Consider the following 17535-nt stretch of genomic DNA (forward strand, 5'->3'; position numbering starts at 1 on the left):
TGGGCCAGGGAGCGTAGTGGGACGATTCGATCCGGTGTTCTGTGCATTCACGGCGTGCAGACAGAGCTCTCACGCTGGTTTTCGCCAGCGCAACAGGCGTGTCTCCAGAAGGTGAGTCAGCCAGTTCAGCCCGAAGCCGATAGCCGCGACAAGGAATATGCCGAGCAGCACGTGATCCATGCGATACCGCTCCTGGCCATCGATCAGCAGGTTGCCCAGCCCGTCGCCGGAGGTGAGCATGTACTCCGCGCCCAAGGTCGCCAGCCAAGCGTAGATCAGTGCCAGGTAGAACCCGGTGAAAATCGACGGTACTGCTGACGGCAGAACGACGCGGGTGAGCAGTTGCCAGCGGCTGAACCGGTGCACACGAGCGACCTCGACCAGGGCGGTGGGGACGCTGCCGACGCCTTCGAAGGTGTTGATCAGCACCGGAAAAAATGCCGCCAGTGCGATGAACACGATTTTGCTGGTCTCGGCCAGACCGAACCAGGCCATGATCAGCGGGATCCAGGCGAACAGCGAGATTTGCTGCACGGTGCGCAGCGTCGGGCCGAACAACAAACGGCTCAATCGCGACAAACCGAGCAGCAGGCCTGTCGCCAGACCGGCCGAGGCACCCAGCATCAGTCCGCTAACGTAGCGCCCCAGGCTGGTGAACAGCGTGGTCCACAATTGGCCGTCATCGCTCATCTCGACGGCCGCGCTCAGCACGCTCTGCGGCGTGACAAACAGCGGTCCGGTGTAACCCCAGGTTGCGGCTGCCTGCCAGAGCAGCAGACCAATAAGCGGCAAGAGCGCGCCGAGGACATAGGGGCGCCAGACGGGCACGTGCACCCGGCTCATGATGCGAACGCCTGTTGGCGCCAGCGCAATAGATGCCGCTCGGTGGCCTCAAGCAGCTTGTCCAGGGTGAAGCCGACCGTGCCGACGATGATCACCGCCGCCAGTAGCACATCCATCTGCATGAGTTGTTGGCCGTTGGACATCAGGTAGCCCAGACCTTCCGACGACGCCAGCAATTCCACCAGCACCAAGACTAGCCAGCAGTGCGTGAGGCCATAACGCAGACCGCTCCAGATTGCAGGCAACGCGGCGGGCAGCAGCACTCGCCACAGTCGCTGGCCATAACCGAAACGATACACCCGCGCCAGTTCCAGATAGCTCGGGGGTACGTTGCGCAGACCCTGGTAGGTATTGAGAGTGACCGGGATCAGCGCCGCCTTGGCGATAAGCACAATCTTCAGTGTTTCGTCGATGCCGAGCAGCAACATCAGCAGCGGCAACCAGCCGAGCAGCGGCACGCAGGCCAGCATGCGGAACGCCGGATACAGCAACTCGCGGATGATGTTCGAGAGCCCCATGCCGAACCCGATGAGTAAACCGGCGCCGGCACCCAGCGCAAAACCGCCGAAAACCCGTTGCAGACTGACTGCCAGATGCCGCCACGCCTCACCGGTGTGAAGCATCGTCAGCAGGGTGTCGAACACTTGGGTGGGAGGGGGCAAGGTCTGCGCGCTGATCCAGTTTTGCTCGGTGCCCAGCCACCAGAGTGCCAACAGGACGAAGGGCACCGGCCAGGCCAGCAGCAGGCTGAAGACCGGGCGCCACTCCCGGCGCCCGTGAGCCGACGCAGAACCCGCCGATACGGCGCGGGCCGGCGTTTCATTCAGGCTGAGCGGTGTTGTCATGGTTACACCTTGGCTACCGGCCGACATTAGCGAGTCCGTTGTCCGTTGGCATTCAATGCCACCCAGTAATTTTCCAGACTCAGTTCCTTGAGTGCGGCCTCAAGCGGCTGCGGATCGAACCATTGCTGAATATCGAACTCAACGCCACGCAGCAGGCCGAGCTCCCCGACCAGCTTCTGTGTGTCCTGATACTGAGCGACATAAAACGGGTCGAGCAACGGGCTGAGGCGGTCTGCGATGGGGCGGTTGCTGTAGTCTGTCTCCAGCGTCGCCAGACTGCGCCCACCCTTGGCCCAGATAGCAAAGACCTCGTCTTTGTTGGCTGGATCGCTAGCCCAATGCGCAGCCTTCACAATCACCTTGACCACCCGCCGGGTAATGTCCGGGTAGCGTTGGGCGAACTCCTCGCGCACCAGAATGCCGGATTGCGCAGTGAGCCGTGCCGAGCCGCCCTGGGTGCTATAGATCACCTGGGTCAGCCCCTTGTCCCGGCTCTCCAAAGACTCCGCGCCCGCGAAGATTGCGTCGATGTTGCCGTTGAGCAGGGCATTGGTAGCCGCCGCACCGAGCAGGCTGACGTTGCGGATGTCTTTTTCGCTCATGCCTTGGGTGGCCAGAATGCGAATGACTTGTAGCTGGATGTAGTTGCCCTTGAAGTACGCGACCTTTTTGCCACGCAAATCGCTCACCGATTTGATCGGCGAGCCCGGAGCGACCAGCAGATAGGCATTCTCCAGGCGGCTGCCGGGCATCAGCAGGCGAGTCTTGATGCCTGAGCTTTTGCCGATGATAGAGATCATGTCCCCGTTGCCCGCGAAGTCGATCTGGCCGTTGGCCAAGGCCTGACCGACCATGGGGCCGCCGCCTTTGAAACCGGGGAACTCAAACGTAATGCCATCTTTGGCGAACTCTTCTTCGAACCAGCCTTTGGCCCGCGCGACACCGGTTGCACCCCATACGCCCTGAGTGTCGCCGTGCAAGGCCGGCGCGCCGAGACGCACGACCAGCGGCTGTTCCTGAGCGTGCGCGGCTGCGCCGAACAGTAAAAAAACCAGTACCCCAAACAGACGAATCATCACTGGCCACCCTTGGCATTTCGGTTTTCCGGGAACGACAGGCCGAGGTTGCCGCGCAGGGTATCGGCCTCGTATTCGCGGCGAAAGATACCGCGGTCCTGAAGGATGGGGACTACCTGATCGACGAACTCGCGCAACCCTAGTGGTTGCAGATAGGCGTGGAGGATATAACCATCCACCACCTCCTCTTCAAAAAGCGCTTGCAAGCGGTCGGCAATTTGTTCCGCTGTGCCAACAAACTGCAAACCCGGACTGGCGGCGCGTAAAGCCAGCTGGCGCAGGGTCAGGTTCTCATCGCGTGCGATACGCAGGTAGGCCTCGGCAGTGGATTTGAAGCTGTCCTTGCCAATGTCACCGAGGTCGGGCAATGGTTCGTCGAGGGCAAACTGGGAGAAATCGAAGAAGCTGAAATAGCGGCTCAAATATTTCACCGCCACCTGGATATCCAGCAGTTCGGCGACTTCACGATGCTTGCGCAATGCATCGGCCTCAGTCTCCCCGACAATCGGTGTGATCGAGGGGAATATCAGGACCTCTTCCGGCCTGCGCCCATAAGCTGCAGCACGTGTCTTGATATCGTTGTAGTAGGCCTTGGCCAATGGCACATTCTCAACGCTCCCAGAAAAGATCGCATCGGCTTCACGGGCTGCCAGGTCACGGCCCGGTTCCGATGCTCCTGCTTGAAACAGCACCGGGCGACCCTGCCGGGAGCGCTCGATGTTCAGTGGGCCCTGCACGGAAAAGAATTCGCCCTTGTGATTAAGCGGATGCATTTTTTTGAAGTCGACGTACTGGCCGCTGTCTTTGTCGCGTATGAAAGCGTCGTCTTCCCATGAGTCCCAGAGCCCCTTGACCACGCGAATGTATTCATCAGCGATGCGATAACGCAGGGCATGGTCGTAGAGTTTTTCGCCGCCATGGTTTCGCGCGTGGCCCTCAAGCGCTCCGGTTACGGCATTCCAGGCTGCGCGTCCACCACTGAGAAGGTCCAGCGAGGCAAGTTGGCGAGCGGTGGTGAAGGGTTCACTGAACGATGTGGTCATGGTAGCTGCCAGACCGAGATGAGTGGTCACGGAGGCCACTGCCGAAAGTGCGGTGATCGGCTCCAAACGGCTGAGAAAATACGGAGTCGAATCTTTAGTGATAAACGTCGAATCGGCGATGAAACCGAAATCGAACTTGCCGGCCTCGGCGATACGCGCCGCTTCGATAAAGGCGTCGAGGCTCGAGGCACAATTGCTGGACGTCTCTGGATGTCGCCACGCCTGAACGTGTGCGCCTATGCCCGAGAGAAAGGCTGCAAGATGCAACTGGCGTTTGTTTGAGTGGGCCATAGCGGTGCTCTCCTTTAAGCTTGATTCAGAGGAAATCGTGGCGAACCGTGAACAGCAATTGCCGCTCGCGGTTGTAATTGACGGAGTAAAAATCCAACGCAGGCACGTAGGAGCCGGGAAGCTCGTAGGTCTTGTTCAAAAGATTTTTAGCGGTGACCGAAAAGGTCCAGTCGGCATCCGGTGTGGTATAGAAGATGCCCGCGTCCAGGTAGTGTGTAGACGGGAATTTGGTGTACTCGTTAGTCGCACTGACCGCCGAATAGGAACTGCTCTCCGAGCGGTAGTTGGCGTTCAATCGTACGTCGCCACCGTTCTGCAACGAAACGCTGTAGGTACTGCCAATGCTGCCACTCCAACGGGGCGCATAAGGCAGTTCGTAGCCAGTGAAGTCCGTGCTGGCGGCACCGGTAGGGTTGAGGAACTCGTCGAATCGGGTACGCAGGTAGGCCAGGTTGAGGTTGAACTCCAGATTACGGCTGGCTTTGAGGGTGGACTCCCATTCGGCACCATAGGTGTGGGCTTGCCCTGCATTGGCAATCACTGCGCCGGTGATCAGTTGGCCGTTGACCACCGGGTTGTTGATTGACGCCTGATAGTCCTCATAGTCGTTGTAGAACAGAGCCAGGTTGTTGCGCAGACGCCCATCCCATAGGGTGCTCTTGAGGCCTAGCTCATAGGAGGTGACTTTTTCCGGGTCGACCGGTGTTTGCGCGATGGCCAACGAGGCTGAGGCTGGGTTCCAGCCGCCAGCCGTTTCGCCGACGGCCCAGGTGGCGTAAGTCAACAGTTCAGGTGTCCACTGATAGTCGAGGGTAACTTTAGGCGTTACGGCCTCGTACTCTTCCTTCAAACCGTTTACCGAGTAACGCTGCGCGAGCTGCGCGCCTGTGGCGTTGCTGTTGTAGGCGGCGCTATCCATCTCACGCCATTCCTTGTTCAGGCGCAAGCCAAGGGTCAGGCTCAGGGCATCGGTGAACTTGTACGTGCTTTGGCCATACAGACCTATGCTGTTGGTGGTGCTCTTGCTATCGATGACACTGAAGGCGTTGTTGTTCCAGCTCAGGCGATCCATCTCGAACACCTCGTGCCAGAGCATCAGGCCCGTGATGAAGCTCAGGCGACCATAGTCACCGAGCAACTGGAATTCCTGCGAATACTGCTCCTGATTGAGGTCCTGGTCGAAGCCCTGCACATAGGTTGGGTAGGGGTCGTCAGAGGGCATGTCCACGTCGAAGTTGCGGTAGGCCGTTACTGACTTGACCGACAGTTGATCGTTCAGCCAGGACTGCAGTTTCAGTGAGGCACCGCCACTGTCGTAGTTCTGCTCTTCACCGATATCAGAAAAATTGCGCCGCTTGCCGCTACCCGGGTAGTTGGTGGGCGTAGGCCCGCCGGTAGCATGTCCGTGTAAACCGTCGACCGACAGCACCGCATCGAAGGTATCGGAAGGGGTTAGATGGAAAATGGTGCGGAACTGTTTGTTCTCGTAGCCATTTACATCCTTGTCCAAATAATGGTTGTCCACGTCACCATCGATATGGCTGCTGGCAAGTGCGACGCTGGCGGTCAGTAGTTCCGGGCTCAGGGTGCCGGTGGCATAACCGCGAGTCTCCACTTGCCCCTGATTGCCCAGGCCAACGCTTGCCCAGGCATGGGGCTGTGCAGTGGGTTGACGAGAGATCAACTTGAGTGCGCCAGAACTGGTGTTCTGCCCGTAAAGGGTGCCTTGGGGGCCGTGCAGCACTTCAACACGTTCGATGTCAGGCAAGCTGCCGAGGAAGCTGCTGCCAAACGAACGTGGAATATAGACGTCGTCCAGGTACCAACCCACTGAAGGGTTGCCAATCGGTCGCGATGAGCCAATACCACGAATGAACACACTTTGAGTATTCGTCCATTGGTTGGGGATGTTGACGCCAGCGGCGAGACCGGCGAGGTCGGCGAGTTTTGTGACGGAGCGCTTTTCCAGTTCGTTGGCGTCGATCACATTGACCGTGACAGGGGTTTTTTGCAGGGTCGTTTCACGGCGCTCGGCAGTGACCTTGACTTCCGGCAGGCGAGTGTCGTCTTGGGCAGGTGCCTGTTCTGCGAGGGCAGCGTTTGGAACGCCCAGGCCGGCGTTGATGATCAACAGCAATGCCAGTCGGATTTTGTTGCTGTACAGCTGTGGTGCACTTGGAGATGGAACAGTTTTTCGCAGAATTTGCAGGATATGCATGGCACCCTCGCAATCGTTGTTTGTTTAACGTCACCTCCATCTCGTGATAGTCGGAACATGAAGCCGTATCGTTACGGCGAAGTGAGAGTAATTCTGGACGATCCGTTCAGGAACTGAATTTATCTCCAATCTAAAGTCATTTATCGGCTATCTGAACGTTTGGTTCGCGTTCCGTAACTCGAGTCGCCGATTGCATTTGCATAGTTGGAAAACGCGCTTTTGTTGCAAGCTCGGAGCTCTAAGATGATTCGCGCGCAATGGTGCGCATCGTCTGGAGAAAACAGCATGACAGCGATACCCAGTGAGTCACTGTGGCGGCGTTACGGTGACGCTACCGAGAAAACCCTGTCTCCCAGTAATGCGATAGTGGAGTCATTGCTTGCGCACCGCAGTGTGCGTCATTACCTGCCGACACGGGTGCCCCCGGGCACCCTGGAGGCTATAGTCGCAGCGGCACAATCGGCGGCGACATCGTCCAATCTGCAGTCCTTGAGTGTGATCAACGTCGAAAGTCCACAACGTCGACGTCGGTTTGCCGAGATCGCTGGTGGTCAGCAACACATCGTCGAGGCACCGCTGTTTCTGGTCTGGGTTGCTGATTTGTCACGGGCGAAACGGCAGGCACAACGGCATGGGGCCGAGTTGGCGGCCATCGATTACCTTGAGAGCCTACTGTTCAGCAGTATCGATGTCGCCATGGCAGCGCAAAATGCAGTGGTGGCGTTAGAGGCTTTGGGGCTGTCGAGTGTTTATATCGGCGCTTTGCGTAACGACATTGCTGCCGTCAGTGATGAACTTCAACTTCCACAAAACAGCTTTCCGGTTTTCGGCCTCTGTGTCGGTTATGAGGACCCGGCGAATCGTACGGAAATCAAGCCGCGATTACCTCAGGCCACCGTGGTGCACCATGAGGTGTATTCGACGGCAAATGAGGATGTCCTGGTCGATGAGTACAGTGTCCGGTTGCAAGCCTTCTATCGTGAGCAGAAGCTCCCGATCCTTAGCTGGCCGGAGCTGGTTCTGAAGCGCCTGCAGCATGCGGCAACACTGGGTGGACGGGCGAACCTGGCCGGGCAGTTACGCGAGCGAGGCTTCAGCCTGGACTGACTGCGACATTGCCGACGGCGTTCGAAGCGCGCCGTCGGCAGATGTACTTCAGTCATGGCACCGGGATCGTAAGGGCGCTTCGGATGAGTTGCGCAGCGCGATCAACCTCGCGTTCTGTGCTGTAACGACCTAGGCTCAACCGGATGGTGCGTAGCGCTTCGCTTGGCCGCAGGCGTAGCGCCAGCAATACGTGGGACGGTTCATTGCTCGCTGAATTGCAAGCGGAAGTGGAAGAGAGAGCGAGTTCGTTACCGAGGGCGAAATCGTAGTAGGGCGTCAGGCTCAAGGTATTCGGTATGTGGTTTGTACGGTTGCCATTGATGGTGATGGGCAGCCCCGCCAGTGACTTAAGCAGGCGCTCGCGCAGTGCTGATATACGTTCGCGTTCGGATTCGGCATGTTCCCGGGCCATGGCGAAGGCTTCACCCATGCCGACAATCTGGTGAGTGGCCAGCGTGCCCGAGCGTAATCCCAGTTCATGCCCTCCACCATGAATTTGCGCCTGCAGTTTTCCCTCGGCCCGCGAGCCTATATAAAGTGCACCAATACCTTTTGGGCCGTAGGTTTTATGGGCGGAAAAGGACATTAAATCGACATCAAGCCTCTTCAAGTCGATGCTGACCTTACCGGTAGCCTGGGCGGCATCGACATGAAAAAGTGCGTCGTGCTCACGCACGATCCGCCCGATGGCGTCGATATCGGTCAGCGTACCCAGTTCATTGTTGACCAGCATCAAGGACACCAAAAAGGTGTCTGCGCGCAGCGCTTGGCAGAGTGCCTGAGGCGTAATGGCACCGTCCTGATCGGGGGCCAGATACGTCACTGAAAACCCCTGGCCCTCCAGTTGGCCAAGCGTGTCGAGCACCGCTTTGTGCTCAAGTTGGCTGCTGATGATGTGGCCAGTGGGCTTACCTCGAGCCTGGGCGACGCCTTTTAAGGCGAGGTTGTTCGATTCGGTGGCTCCCGAGGTCCAGACAATCTGTTCGGGACGTGCGTTGACCAGCTCAGCGACTTGTTGGCGCGCTCCTTCCACCAACGCTTTGGCGCGTTGGCCAAAGGCATGGGAACTGGACGCCGGGTTACCGAACGTGTCCGCTTTGCCCAGGCATTCGATCATTCGAGCGATGACGCGTTCGTCGACAGGCGTGGTGGCGGCGTAGTCGAAGTACAGTGCAGGCTCGGCGTTGCTTTCGGCCGTTGTGGCGGGCCATATCCAGGGAATAATGCGTGGCATGATGGTTTTTCATACCTCATCGAACAGAGCGGTCGACAAGTAGCGCTCGGCGAAGCTGGGAATGATGGTGACAATGACTTTGCCTTCGTTCTCTGGACGCTGTCCGATGTTCCGTGCGGCAGCCAGAGCGGCCCCGGAGCTGATACCCACCGGTATGCCTTCGAGCCTGGCAATTTTTCGCGCGGTATCGAGGGCGTCGTCGTCACTGATGGCGAGGAATTCGTCGATCACTTGCAAGTTGAGAATCTTTGACAGGAAGCCCGAACCTATGCCCTGGATTTTGTGTGGCCCGGGTTTGCCGCCTGACAAAACCGCGCTGCCGGCCGGCTCGACGCCAATTATCTGGACCGAAGGCTTGTAAGCCTTTAGCACTTCACCCACACCAGTAATGGTACCGCCTGTGCCAATCCCCGCCACAACGATATCGACTTCGCCGGCGGTGTCATTCCAGATTTCCTCGGCTGTTGTGACCCTGTGAATCGCCGGGTTGGCAGGATTTTCGAACTGCTGGAGGACGATCGAATCGGGTATTTCCTGCTGCAGCTCGTGAGCCCTGGCGATGGCGCCACTCATGCTTTGGTTGGCGGGCGTCAGTTCCAACTCTGCACCCAGAAACCGGAGCATTTTGCGTCGCTCTTCGGACATGCTTTCCGGCATGCACAGAATCAACCGGTAGCCTCGTGCGGCCGCGATGAAAGCAAGAGCGATACCCGTGTTGCCTGAGGTCGGTTCAATAATTGTCGAGCCGGGCTGGAGCCGCCCGGATTGTTCGGCGTCGTTGATGAGTGCCAGGCCAAGGCGATCTTTAACCGAAGACAGTGGGTTGAAGAATTCAAGCTTGCCTAACAATTGAACCGGGAGGTTGAGCTCGGTTGCGAGTCGGTTGAGGCGCACGAGTGGTGTGGCGCCGATGGTGTCGATGATACTTTCGTAAACGTGGCCTCTGAATGTAGGCATGATTCCTCGCAAGTACATTACGCATACAGTTGATGCCCACGCGCGAATGCGAGCGAGTCTGGGAGAGGAAACTATCGCGGGAGCGCTTTAATGAAAAACGAAAAAAATGGCGAAGCTTAGATGCCTGGCGGGATAGGGGCGTGCGTCTAGAGCCTGAAATGGGGGCCGACGTCTTGTTGAGGCACGAGAGGGTACTGATCTGGCCCAACACGCCAATGGGCAGGGTTCTCGGGGCCGCCTGGCGCCTGAAGTGATTTCAATAGTCGCTCGCCTCAACGCCATGTACGCGGGACTTGTCGGCGGCGTCTGTGCCGAGGCCTCAGGGAGTTCCCGGATACCGCGTCTCCATCACGATCGACAGCGCATCCGGGCGCCAGAATTCCTGGTCGAACTCCACCGGCTGGTTGTCTTCGCCAAAGTTCAAGCGCTCCAGGTATACACTGGTGGAACCCGGTGACAGTTGTAGCAACTCGGCCTGTTCTTCATTCACCGTGCCGATATGCATCTCCAATTCGCAGCGTGATTGCACGCGCCCAAACCGTTCGCGCAGTAGTTGTGTCAGCGAGGTGTTCAAGTCGACCTCCAGCAGGCCGGGGCACCAACTGGCGAGCAAGGCGTTGAACTCCAGCAGCACCGGGCGGCGGTCGATCCAGCGGCGGCGTTGCAGGAAAAACACCGGTTCGTCCGCCGAGGCCAAACCCATGCGCTTGGCCAGCCACGGGCCTGCCGGGCGCAGTTCGGCATGCAGGCATTCGGTGCGGGGTATGCGGCCCTGGGCACTGACGTAATCCATGAAACCGCTGATGCGCGTCGGGTCGTAGCGGATGCGCTGGGGGCTGACAAACCAGCCCCGGCGATTTTCCCGATACACCAGGCCCTCGGCCTCCAGTTGCTGCAGGGCCTGGCGCAAAGTGACGCGAGTGCAGCCGAAGCGTTCGATCATTTCCCGTTCGGAGGGGAATTTTTCATCGGCCTGGGGGACACCGGCGGCGATGTCGTTGGCGATCTGTTCGCGGATGCGCTGGTAATGCGGGGAAATCGGGTCGAAAGGCATCCTGGGGTTCCGTGTGCAGGCATGACATGAGGGTGACTCTACCGTTCCTGCTGGCCCAGGTCACCTGTCCCAGGCAGGCTTCAGGCAACGCGGAATGAGGCGCCATGGGCCGAGCCCGGCCGATGGTCGCCATCGGTCTTGAGGCGCGAGCGCAATGAAAACACGCTTGTAAGCCAACCCTCGGCTATAGGTGATGCTGTTGTTTCTGCAGCAGGAAATCTCGGCGCCAGGCCCGTAAACCATAGGCCGCCAGCAGCACAAAACCGGCGTAGAGGGCGGCGGTCAATTGCAGGTCTTTATACAGGAACAGACCCACGTAGGCCGCGTCCAGCACCATCCATAACCACCAACTGGCCATGTATTTGCGCGCCGCCCACAGGCTGGCCACCAGGCTGAACGCGGTGAGCAGCGAATCCAGCCAGGGCAGGGCGGCATCGGTGAAATGATGCATCACCGCGCCGAGGGCAACGGCGCCGACCGCGCCCGCGAGCAAGTGTCGCCATGCCTCGTTGGGTGGCAGGCGCTCCACCCGCACCTTGCCAGCCTCGACGCGCCCAGTGCTCCAGCGCCACCAGCCATAGCCTTGGAGCACGGCGAAGACCAGTTGCAGGAGCATGTCCGAATACAGCTTCACGTCGAAGAAGATCCAGGCGTACAGCAACACCGCGATCACACTGACCGGCCAGCACCAGCGCACCCGTTGTGCGGTGAGCCAGACCCCGGCGATGTTGAAGAACACGGCGACGATTTCCAGTGGCGACATAGGGTTCTCTTATCACTGATTTTCTAGATGCAGCGCCTGTTGCTTGAGTTGGCGCTTGCGTTCAAAGGGCAGTTTTTCCTGGTCGCCATAGGGGGCGCTGTACCAGTTGCCGTAGGTCGGGTTGGGCAACAGGAACCAGCGTTGGCCCAGCCACGCCAGGTAGGGGGCGGCGGCCTTGCGTTGGTCGGCCAGGGTGTTGTGCTCGGCCTGCACGAAGTCACCGAAGGAGTCGCCGGCCAGCATCAGCACACGGGCGTGGCTGGCGACCCATTGGCGGCGGCAGTTCTTGCCGTAGCCGGCCTGTTCGCAGTGACCGGTCGGGGTGCTGGCGGCCAGTACCTGTTCGTTGCGCTCTACCGGGAAGCCGCGCAGGCGCAGGTTGTTGACTGTCGCCTGGACCTGGCTGTGTTCACGGTTGGTGATGTAGTAGACGGTGATGCCTTTCTTATCAGCCGCCTGCAGGAACTCTACGGCGCCGGGGAGCGCCTGGGCCTTGGCCTGGTCGACCCAGGTGTTCCAGCGATCGTAGGAGTAGACCTGGTTGTTGAGGATGTCCCGGGCATTGAGCGGTACGTTGTCCAGCACGGTTTCGTCGATATCCACCACCACCGCTGGCGGCAGGCCGGTGAGGTTGCGCGGCGCAAAGGGCAGGGCGTCCCAGGTCAGGTCGGCCAGGGCCGCGTCCAGTTGACGCGTAGCGCTGGCGAATACCTGGCGATAAATCAGTTCGTGCTCAATGGAGGTCTGGGCCCACAGCACTGCGTCCAGTTGATCGTTGGCGGGCGGTTGCTGCTGGCAGCCCACCAGGGCGGTGGAGAGTAGGCATACAGTGGAAATAATCAAATTACGCATGGTCAGTCAGCCTCAAAAATTGACGGTGGCGGACAATCGCGCCGTGCGCGGCGCACCCAGGAACAGGTAGCCGTCGCCTGCGGATTCACCCACATCTCGCCAGTAGCGTTTGTCGAACAGGTTGTCGACAGTCAGTCGCAGCACAGTATCGTAATCGCCAACCTTGGTGGTGTAGCGACTGCCCACATCGAACACCGCGTAATCGTCGACTTTCACCGTGGCCTGGCGGTTGGCGTATTTACTCGCGCTGTATTGCACTCCGCCGAGCAAGGCCAGGCCGGGGATGCCGGGAATGCTGTAGTCGCCGTGCAAGCTGGCGCGCAGCTTGGGCACGTTGATCGCCTGGTGGCCGTCGTAGTCATCGGTGCCGCTGCCACTGACCCGGGCGCGGATCGCCGCGACGCTCGCCGAGAGTTGCAGGTCGGAGGTCACGTGGCCGTTGGCTGACAGTTCAATCCCTACATTCTTTTGTGTGCCTTGCTGCACGAAAGTGGTGGTGCCGTCGTCGTTCGGTCGGTTGTATTGCAAATCCTGGCTGATCTGGAACAACGCGGCAGTCAGGCTCAGGCGCTGGAAGTCACGCTTGATCCCGACTTCCAACTGGCGTGACGTGGTGGGCGGCAGTACCTCTTCGGCGTTGCTGCTGAACCACGCAGCTTCACCGCCCAGGGACAAACCTTTGCTGTAGCTGGCATACAGCGACGTGTCCGGGCGCGGCTTGTAGATCAGCGCCACCTGGGGCAGGAACACGCTGCGTTGGGTGTGCCGGGTGGTGGCGCCGGCCTGGTTGTAAGTCTCTTCATCGAGGCGTACCTGGCGCCCGCCGAGGAGGGTTTGCCACTGCTCGTTGAAGCTGATGCGGTCGCTGGCGAACAGGCCGTACTGGCGGCTGTCGAGGCGCCGGTAGGTGTGGCCAAGCGGGCCGTCGTAGGGTTCCAGTACCGGTGACGGCTCATAGATATTGCCCTCGCCGATGTACTCGTTGACCGAGGTGCGCCGGTCCACCAGGCGACGGAACGCAGTGGTGCCGAAGGTCAGGTCATGCTTGAGGAAACCGGTGTCGAACTGGCCATTGAACGCAGCCTGGGCTTCTTCGTTGCGGCGGGTGTCGTCGGGGCTGCGGTAGTCGGAGATGTCATAGTCACCCTCGGCGCTGAAGTGGTTGGGCACAGCGGTACTGGCGCAACTGGCGGCACCGTAGCAACCCCAGGCGAAGGTGCTGTAGTCGTCGATCACTACGCGACTGCGGGACGCACTGAAGCTGGCCTTCCAGGCGTCGTTGAAGCGGTATTCGAATAGCCCATCGAGGTTCAGGGAGCGGATGCCCACCGGGTTCGACCAGCTCTGGTACGCCAGCAGGTCCTTGGGCGAAACGTGATGCGGCACCTCGGTGCCGCCGAGCAATTGATAGCCCGGCACCGAGCGCTGCTCGCGGTCCTGGTACTCGGCGTTGAGTTGCAACAGGGCGTTGGGGCTGATGTTCCAGTCCAGCGCCAAGGAGGCGAAATCGCGCTTGCCGTCGGCGTGGTCGACGTAGGAGCGAATGTCTTCATGGGCCAGGTTGACGCGCACACCCACCTGCTGTTCGGTGCCGAGCCAGCCGCCGACATCGGTGGCCAGGTAGCGCTCGCCCTGTTCGTTGGTAGACACCGTCACCGAGCGCACATTTTCCGGGCGCTTGCTCACGTAGTTGACCAGTCCGCCGGGCTCGGAGACGCCACTCTGCAAGCCAGACAGACCTTTGAGCACTTCCACCTGTTGCTTGTTTTCCAGCGCCACGTTCTGTTCGCCGGTGATGGTGCGGCCGTTGATCTTGTAGCTGCTGGCCGGATTGAGGGCGAAGCCACGGATCACGAAATTCTCGTAGTAGCCGACCGGCGCATAGCTGTCGCCGACCGAGGCGTCATTTTTCAATACCTCACTGAGCAGGCGTGCCTGCTGGTCTTTCAGGCGCGCTTCGGTGATCACCGCGACGGACGCCGGGGTGTCCAGCAACGGCGCGCTATCGAAACCGGCCACGGCGGCTTTTTTTGCCTGATAGTCGTTGGTTTCCTGGCCGACGACGGTGACGGTGTCCAGCGTCGCCTCCTGGGCATGGGCTGCCGCAGCGGCGAGGGTGATGCTCAGGGCGAGCAGCGTGTGACGGTAAGGTGTAGCCATATAAAGAGCGCTCCAAAGGTCTGCCGGCCATTGCCGTACGCTTTTATCGGGCGCAAAGGGGCCCAGCGCTGCGCAACGGACGGGTTGCCAGTTCGTGATGAAAAAGCCGAATTCGCCGAAAGTGGCGTCAAGCCGGAGCTGCTCCGGTAGTCATTGGTAAACGTGCGTCGGCGGCCCATTCCTGCAAGGAACCGTCGTAGATCGCGATGTCCTGGCGACCCAGCAGGGTCAGAGCCAACGCGTTGGCAGCCGCGGAGATACCGCCGCCGCAATACAGGATCAGTGGGCCTTCGCTGTGCAGCAGCGTGGGGCCAATCGCCAGGGCCAGGGCATCCTTGGGCAGGTAGCGGCCGTGAGCGTCGAACAGGTGGCGCGCCGGCAGGTTGCGACTGCCGGGGATATGCCCGCGTCGGGCGTAGCGGGTGGCGGCGGTGCCCTCGAAAAGGGCCGCGCCGAGGGCGCAGATCAGTTGTCCCGGTGCGTTGCCAGCGACGATTGCTTCTACACCGCTGCGGTCGATCCACAGCTCTGGGCGCGGGTTGATCGGCCAGTGTTGCACAGGCGTTATCGGCTTGGCAGGGCCGCTGTGTTCTGGCAGACCGGCTTCACGCCAAGCGTTGAAACCGCCATCCAGCACCCTGGCGTCGATACCTGTGCCACGCAGCATCCACCACAACCGTGCGGCCCAGAAGCCGTCGGCGCGGTCATAGATAACCACGGTTTTTCCTTCGCCTGCGCCAAGGTTTGCCAAGGCGTTCACCAGTGCCTCGGGACGCGGCAAGGCAAAGCTGAAACCGGCCTGGGTGTCCGCCAGTTCAGTCAATAGGTCGGCATGCCGCGAGCCCGGGATGTGTGCCTGGAACCAGCCGTCGTAACCGCTATCGACGCGGTAGTCGCCATCGAACTCGGGTGATGGCAGCACTACCGTGGCGTCCAGCACCACTAATCCAGGGGCGTCCAGATGCGCCTGCAGCCATTGGCTATCGACCAGAATACTCATACGACTTTACGCCGGATATGGCCGAGCAGACGTTGCCCTTGCGGCCCGGCGAACCAGCGCAAATGACCCAGCAGATACGCGTAGTACGCCACGTCTGCACTGGCGGTGGAGCCCACCACATCCTGGTAATACGCCACTTCGGACAGCGCAAAATCTACATGCACCAACGGCAGCAAGGCGCTGAGGGTATGTAAATCTTTCGCGCTCAGCGGGCGCACCTGGTGATAACCGGTAAGCAGGGCATCGACGCTGTCGAGATCGGCGCGAGCCGCACCGCCAGTGTCCAGTTCCAGCCAGGGCACGGCGTTGCGCTCAATGGCAGTTGCCAGGTCGAAGAGGGCGAAGGTGCGGTCGGCCAGTCCGAAATCCAGCACGCTCGAAACGCTGCCATCAGCACTCCATAACAGGTTGGAGGCGTGCCAGTCGTTGTGGGTCCACAGCGGTGGTTGTTCACGTAACAACGGGTGCAATGCGTTGTGCCACGGCAACAACAGTTCGCTGAGTTGGGCTCGCCAATCCTTGCCTGCCAGGTAAGGGCTGGCGATATGGGCGATGGCTTCCAGGGGGGCAGGCTGTTCGATCAGCCGCGCGTTTGCCAGAAGCACGTGGGTCTGGCGTCGGGGCGCGTCGTAGTGTTCGGCGGCCTGATGCAAGCGGGCCAACGCCTGGCCGGCGGCGAAGGCATGCTGAAGATTCTGGAACGGCGACCACGACAGCGCATCGCGGTACAGGTCCAGGCCCTCGGCGACGTGGTGCACTTCATAGGTCCACTCTCCTTGCACCGTGGCCGTCGCGCCATGTCGATTCGGCACTACCGCCGCCACTGGCGCGTCTTGGCGATGCAAGTGGGCGATCAGTTGGTGTTCTTCTTGCAGCCACGCGGCTTGGCGCACCCGTTGGTGATGTCGTTTGACGAACAGCGTCGCATGGCGGGTGGTGATCAGCCCCGCTGCGGAAAACGGCCTTGGGCTGTGCCAATGCAGGCTATGCAGCGGACCCAGTTGCGGGTACTCCCGCAGCAGGTGTTCGATGTCGGTTTCGTGCAGGGCCGGCCAGTCGGCGACGACCGGCTCCAGCCCAAGGCCGTGAGCGGTGCGTTGGGGGTTCATGCGCTCACCTCGGGCAGATAAGCGTTGCTGGTTGCGCCTTGCCACACCTGCGGATTGTCGAGCACCGCATGCTCGTGCAGCCACTCGGCGTAGGGTGCCAGCAGCGCCTGGCGTTGCTCGCCCCAGCGGCCTTCATGCAGCCAGGTCGGGGCGATTTTATGCAGTGACGCACTCAGCAGTTCGGTCGGGAAGTACGGCGTGGTGTGTTCGTAGGCGGTGAGGGCAATCGACGGATCCTGAGCCACGGCCAGGTAACCGCGAGCGGTGGCCGCGAGGAAGTCACGCACCACTTCAGGTTTGTCGGCCAGGGTGCGTTCATGGGTGCCGAGCAGGTAGCTGTGATAGGCCGGTGCGCCGATGTCGTCCACCCGCAACACCACGCGCCGCGTCGCTTCGATGGGGCTGTGCATCAAAGCTTCCCAGGCCCAGTAACCACCAAAACTGGCGTCGGCGATACCTTCGGCGAGTTGCTCGGGGCGCAGTTCGCGCACACCGCTGTTCACCAGGATCACAGCGTCGAAGTCGCCTCCGTCGCGGTTCACCAAGTGGCGCACCATGGCCAGGCCACGTGGTGTCGGGTTGAGGGCCAGGCGCTTGCCGACCAGATCGCGGGGGCGGCGGATGCCGGAATCAGTGAGGGTCTGGATCGATTCCAGGCCTGCATGGTTGATCGCCGCGATACCCTGCAACGGCTGGCCCAGGCCCCGACGTACCAGCAGGCGGTTGCTGGGAAATACGCCAAAGTCCGCCGCGCCGGCCAACAGGTGCTGCAAGGTGTCGCCGCGGTAGGGGTCGTGCACCACCAATTCCACATCCAGGCCCAGCTCTTCATACCAGCCGCGCTCCCGCGCCAGGTACAAACCCGCCGAATTCGGCCAGGGATGGAAGTACTCGAGCATTACCTTTACCGACACCATCGCTTGCCACTCCCGTCCAACGTCTTTTGATGGAAGCGATTTATAAGGGAGTGATCTGGTATATAC

At 60.4% G+C, this 17535-nt stretch carries 15 protein-coding genes; 1 reads left to right on the top strand and 14 read right to left on the bottom strand.

All coding sequences use genetic code 11. The features are described from left to right. Positions 1 to 69: 69 nt before the first annotated feature. The 5 genes from J4E63_RS10000 to J4E63_RS10020 are packed head-to-tail and all read right to left on the bottom strand — an operon-like array spanning position 70 to position 6229. Positions 70 to 843 (bottom strand): ABC transporter permease, encoded by a 774-nt coding sequence (locus J4E63_RS10000; protein ID WP_207281805.1) that lies wholly within the window; start codon positions 841 to 843, stop codon positions 70 to 72. Further along, entirely contained in the window at positions 840 to 1688 is an 849-nt protein-coding gene (locus J4E63_RS10005; RefSeq protein ID WP_207281806.1) for an ABC transporter permease, read from the bottom strand. The genes J4E63_RS10000 and J4E63_RS10005 overlap by 4 nt, the downstream gene beginning before the upstream one ends. Positions 1689 to 1714: 26 nt before the next feature. Then, positions 1715 to 2764: an ABC transporter substrate-binding protein gene (locus tag J4E63_RS10010; protein ID WP_207281807.1), complete on the bottom strand. Its 1050-nt coding sequence runs from the start codon at positions 2762 to 2764 to the stop codon at positions 1715 to 1717. Beyond that, positions 2764 to 4098, bottom strand: coding sequence for an LLM class flavin-dependent oxidoreductase (locus J4E63_RS10015; RefSeq protein WP_207281808.1), 1335 nt, complete (start codon positions 4096 to 4098; stop codon positions 2764 to 2766). The genes J4E63_RS10010 and J4E63_RS10015 overlap by 1 nt, the downstream gene beginning before the upstream one ends. Before the next feature lie 25 nt (positions 4099 to 4123). Next, complete coding sequence (locus J4E63_RS10020) at positions 4124 to 6229, bottom strand: TonB-dependent receptor (RefSeq protein WP_207281809.1); 2106 nt, start codon at positions 6227 to 6229, stop codon at positions 4124 to 4126. 330 nt (positions 6230 to 6559) lie between these two features. On the opposite strand from J4E63_RS10020, the gene J4E63_RS10025 reads away from it, so the two are divergent. Further along, positions 6560 to 7423: a nitroreductase family protein gene (locus tag J4E63_RS10025; protein WP_259333695.1), complete on the top strand. Its 864-nt coding sequence runs from the start codon at positions 6560 to 6562 to the stop codon at positions 7421 to 7423. Between the two features lie 52 nt (positions 7424 to 7475). Here J4E63_RS10025 and J4E63_RS10030 read toward each other — a convergent pair whose 3' ends face one another. From J4E63_RS10030 to J4E63_RS10070, 9 genes are all read right to left on the bottom strand, one after another. Beyond that, positions 7476 to 8657, bottom strand: coding sequence for a cysteine desulfurase family protein (locus J4E63_RS10030; protein WP_207281810.1), 1182 nt, complete (start codon positions 8655 to 8657; stop codon positions 7476 to 7478). A gap of 9 nt (positions 8658 to 8666) precedes the next feature. After that, positions 8667 to 9614: a cysteine synthase A gene (gene cysK / locus J4E63_RS10035; protein ID WP_207281811.1), complete on the bottom strand. Its 948-nt coding sequence runs from the start codon at positions 9612 to 9614 to the stop codon at positions 8667 to 8669. Between the two features lie 319 nt (positions 9615 to 9933). Further along, positions 9934 to 10668: a UTRA domain-containing protein gene (locus J4E63_RS10040; RefSeq protein ID WP_207281812.1), complete on the bottom strand. Its 735-nt coding sequence runs from the start codon at positions 10666 to 10668 to the stop codon at positions 9934 to 9936. 184 nt (positions 10669 to 10852) lie between these two features. Then, the gene (pnuC, locus tag J4E63_RS10045) at positions 10853 to 11431 is read right to left on the bottom strand and encodes a nicotinamide riboside transporter PnuC (RefSeq protein WP_192260559.1); all 579 of its coding nucleotides are present in this window, start codon (positions 11429 to 11431) and stop codon (positions 10853 to 10855) included. Positions 11432 to 11443: 12 nt separating this feature from the next. Further along, positions 11444 to 12283 (bottom strand): 5'-nucleotidase, lipoprotein e(P4) family, encoded by an 840-nt coding sequence (locus J4E63_RS10050; RefSeq protein WP_207281813.1) that lies wholly within the window; start codon positions 12281 to 12283, stop codon positions 11444 to 11446. A 12-nt stretch (positions 12284 to 12295) separates the two neighbouring features. Continuing rightward, positions 12296 to 14443: a TonB-dependent siderophore receptor gene (locus J4E63_RS10055; RefSeq protein ID WP_207281814.1), complete on the bottom strand. Its 2148-nt coding sequence runs from the start codon at positions 14441 to 14443 to the stop codon at positions 12296 to 12298. A 127-nt stretch (positions 14444 to 14570) separates the two neighbouring features. Further along, positions 14571 to 15443 (bottom strand): sulfurtransferase, encoded by an 873-nt coding sequence (locus tag J4E63_RS10060; RefSeq protein WP_207281815.1) that lies wholly within the window; start codon positions 15441 to 15443, stop codon positions 14571 to 14573. After that, positions 15440 to 16552 (bottom strand): phosphotransferase enzyme family protein, encoded by a 1113-nt coding sequence (locus tag J4E63_RS10065; protein ID WP_207281816.1) that lies wholly within the window; start codon positions 16550 to 16552, stop codon positions 15440 to 15442. The genes J4E63_RS10060 and J4E63_RS10065 overlap by 4 nt, the downstream gene beginning before the upstream one ends. Continuing rightward, entirely contained in the window at positions 16549 to 17469 is a 921-nt protein-coding gene (locus J4E63_RS10070) for an ABC transporter substrate-binding protein (protein WP_207281817.1), read from the bottom strand. The genes J4E63_RS10065 and J4E63_RS10070 overlap by 4 nt, the downstream gene beginning before the upstream one ends. Positions 17470 to 17535: the final 66 nt, after the last annotated feature.

Source organism: Pseudomonas sp. FW300-N2F2, assembly GCF_017351655.1.
GTDB classification, from domain to species: Bacteria; Pseudomonadota; Gammaproteobacteria; order Pseudomonadales; family Pseudomonadaceae; genus Aquipseudomonas; species Aquipseudomonas fluorescens_AA.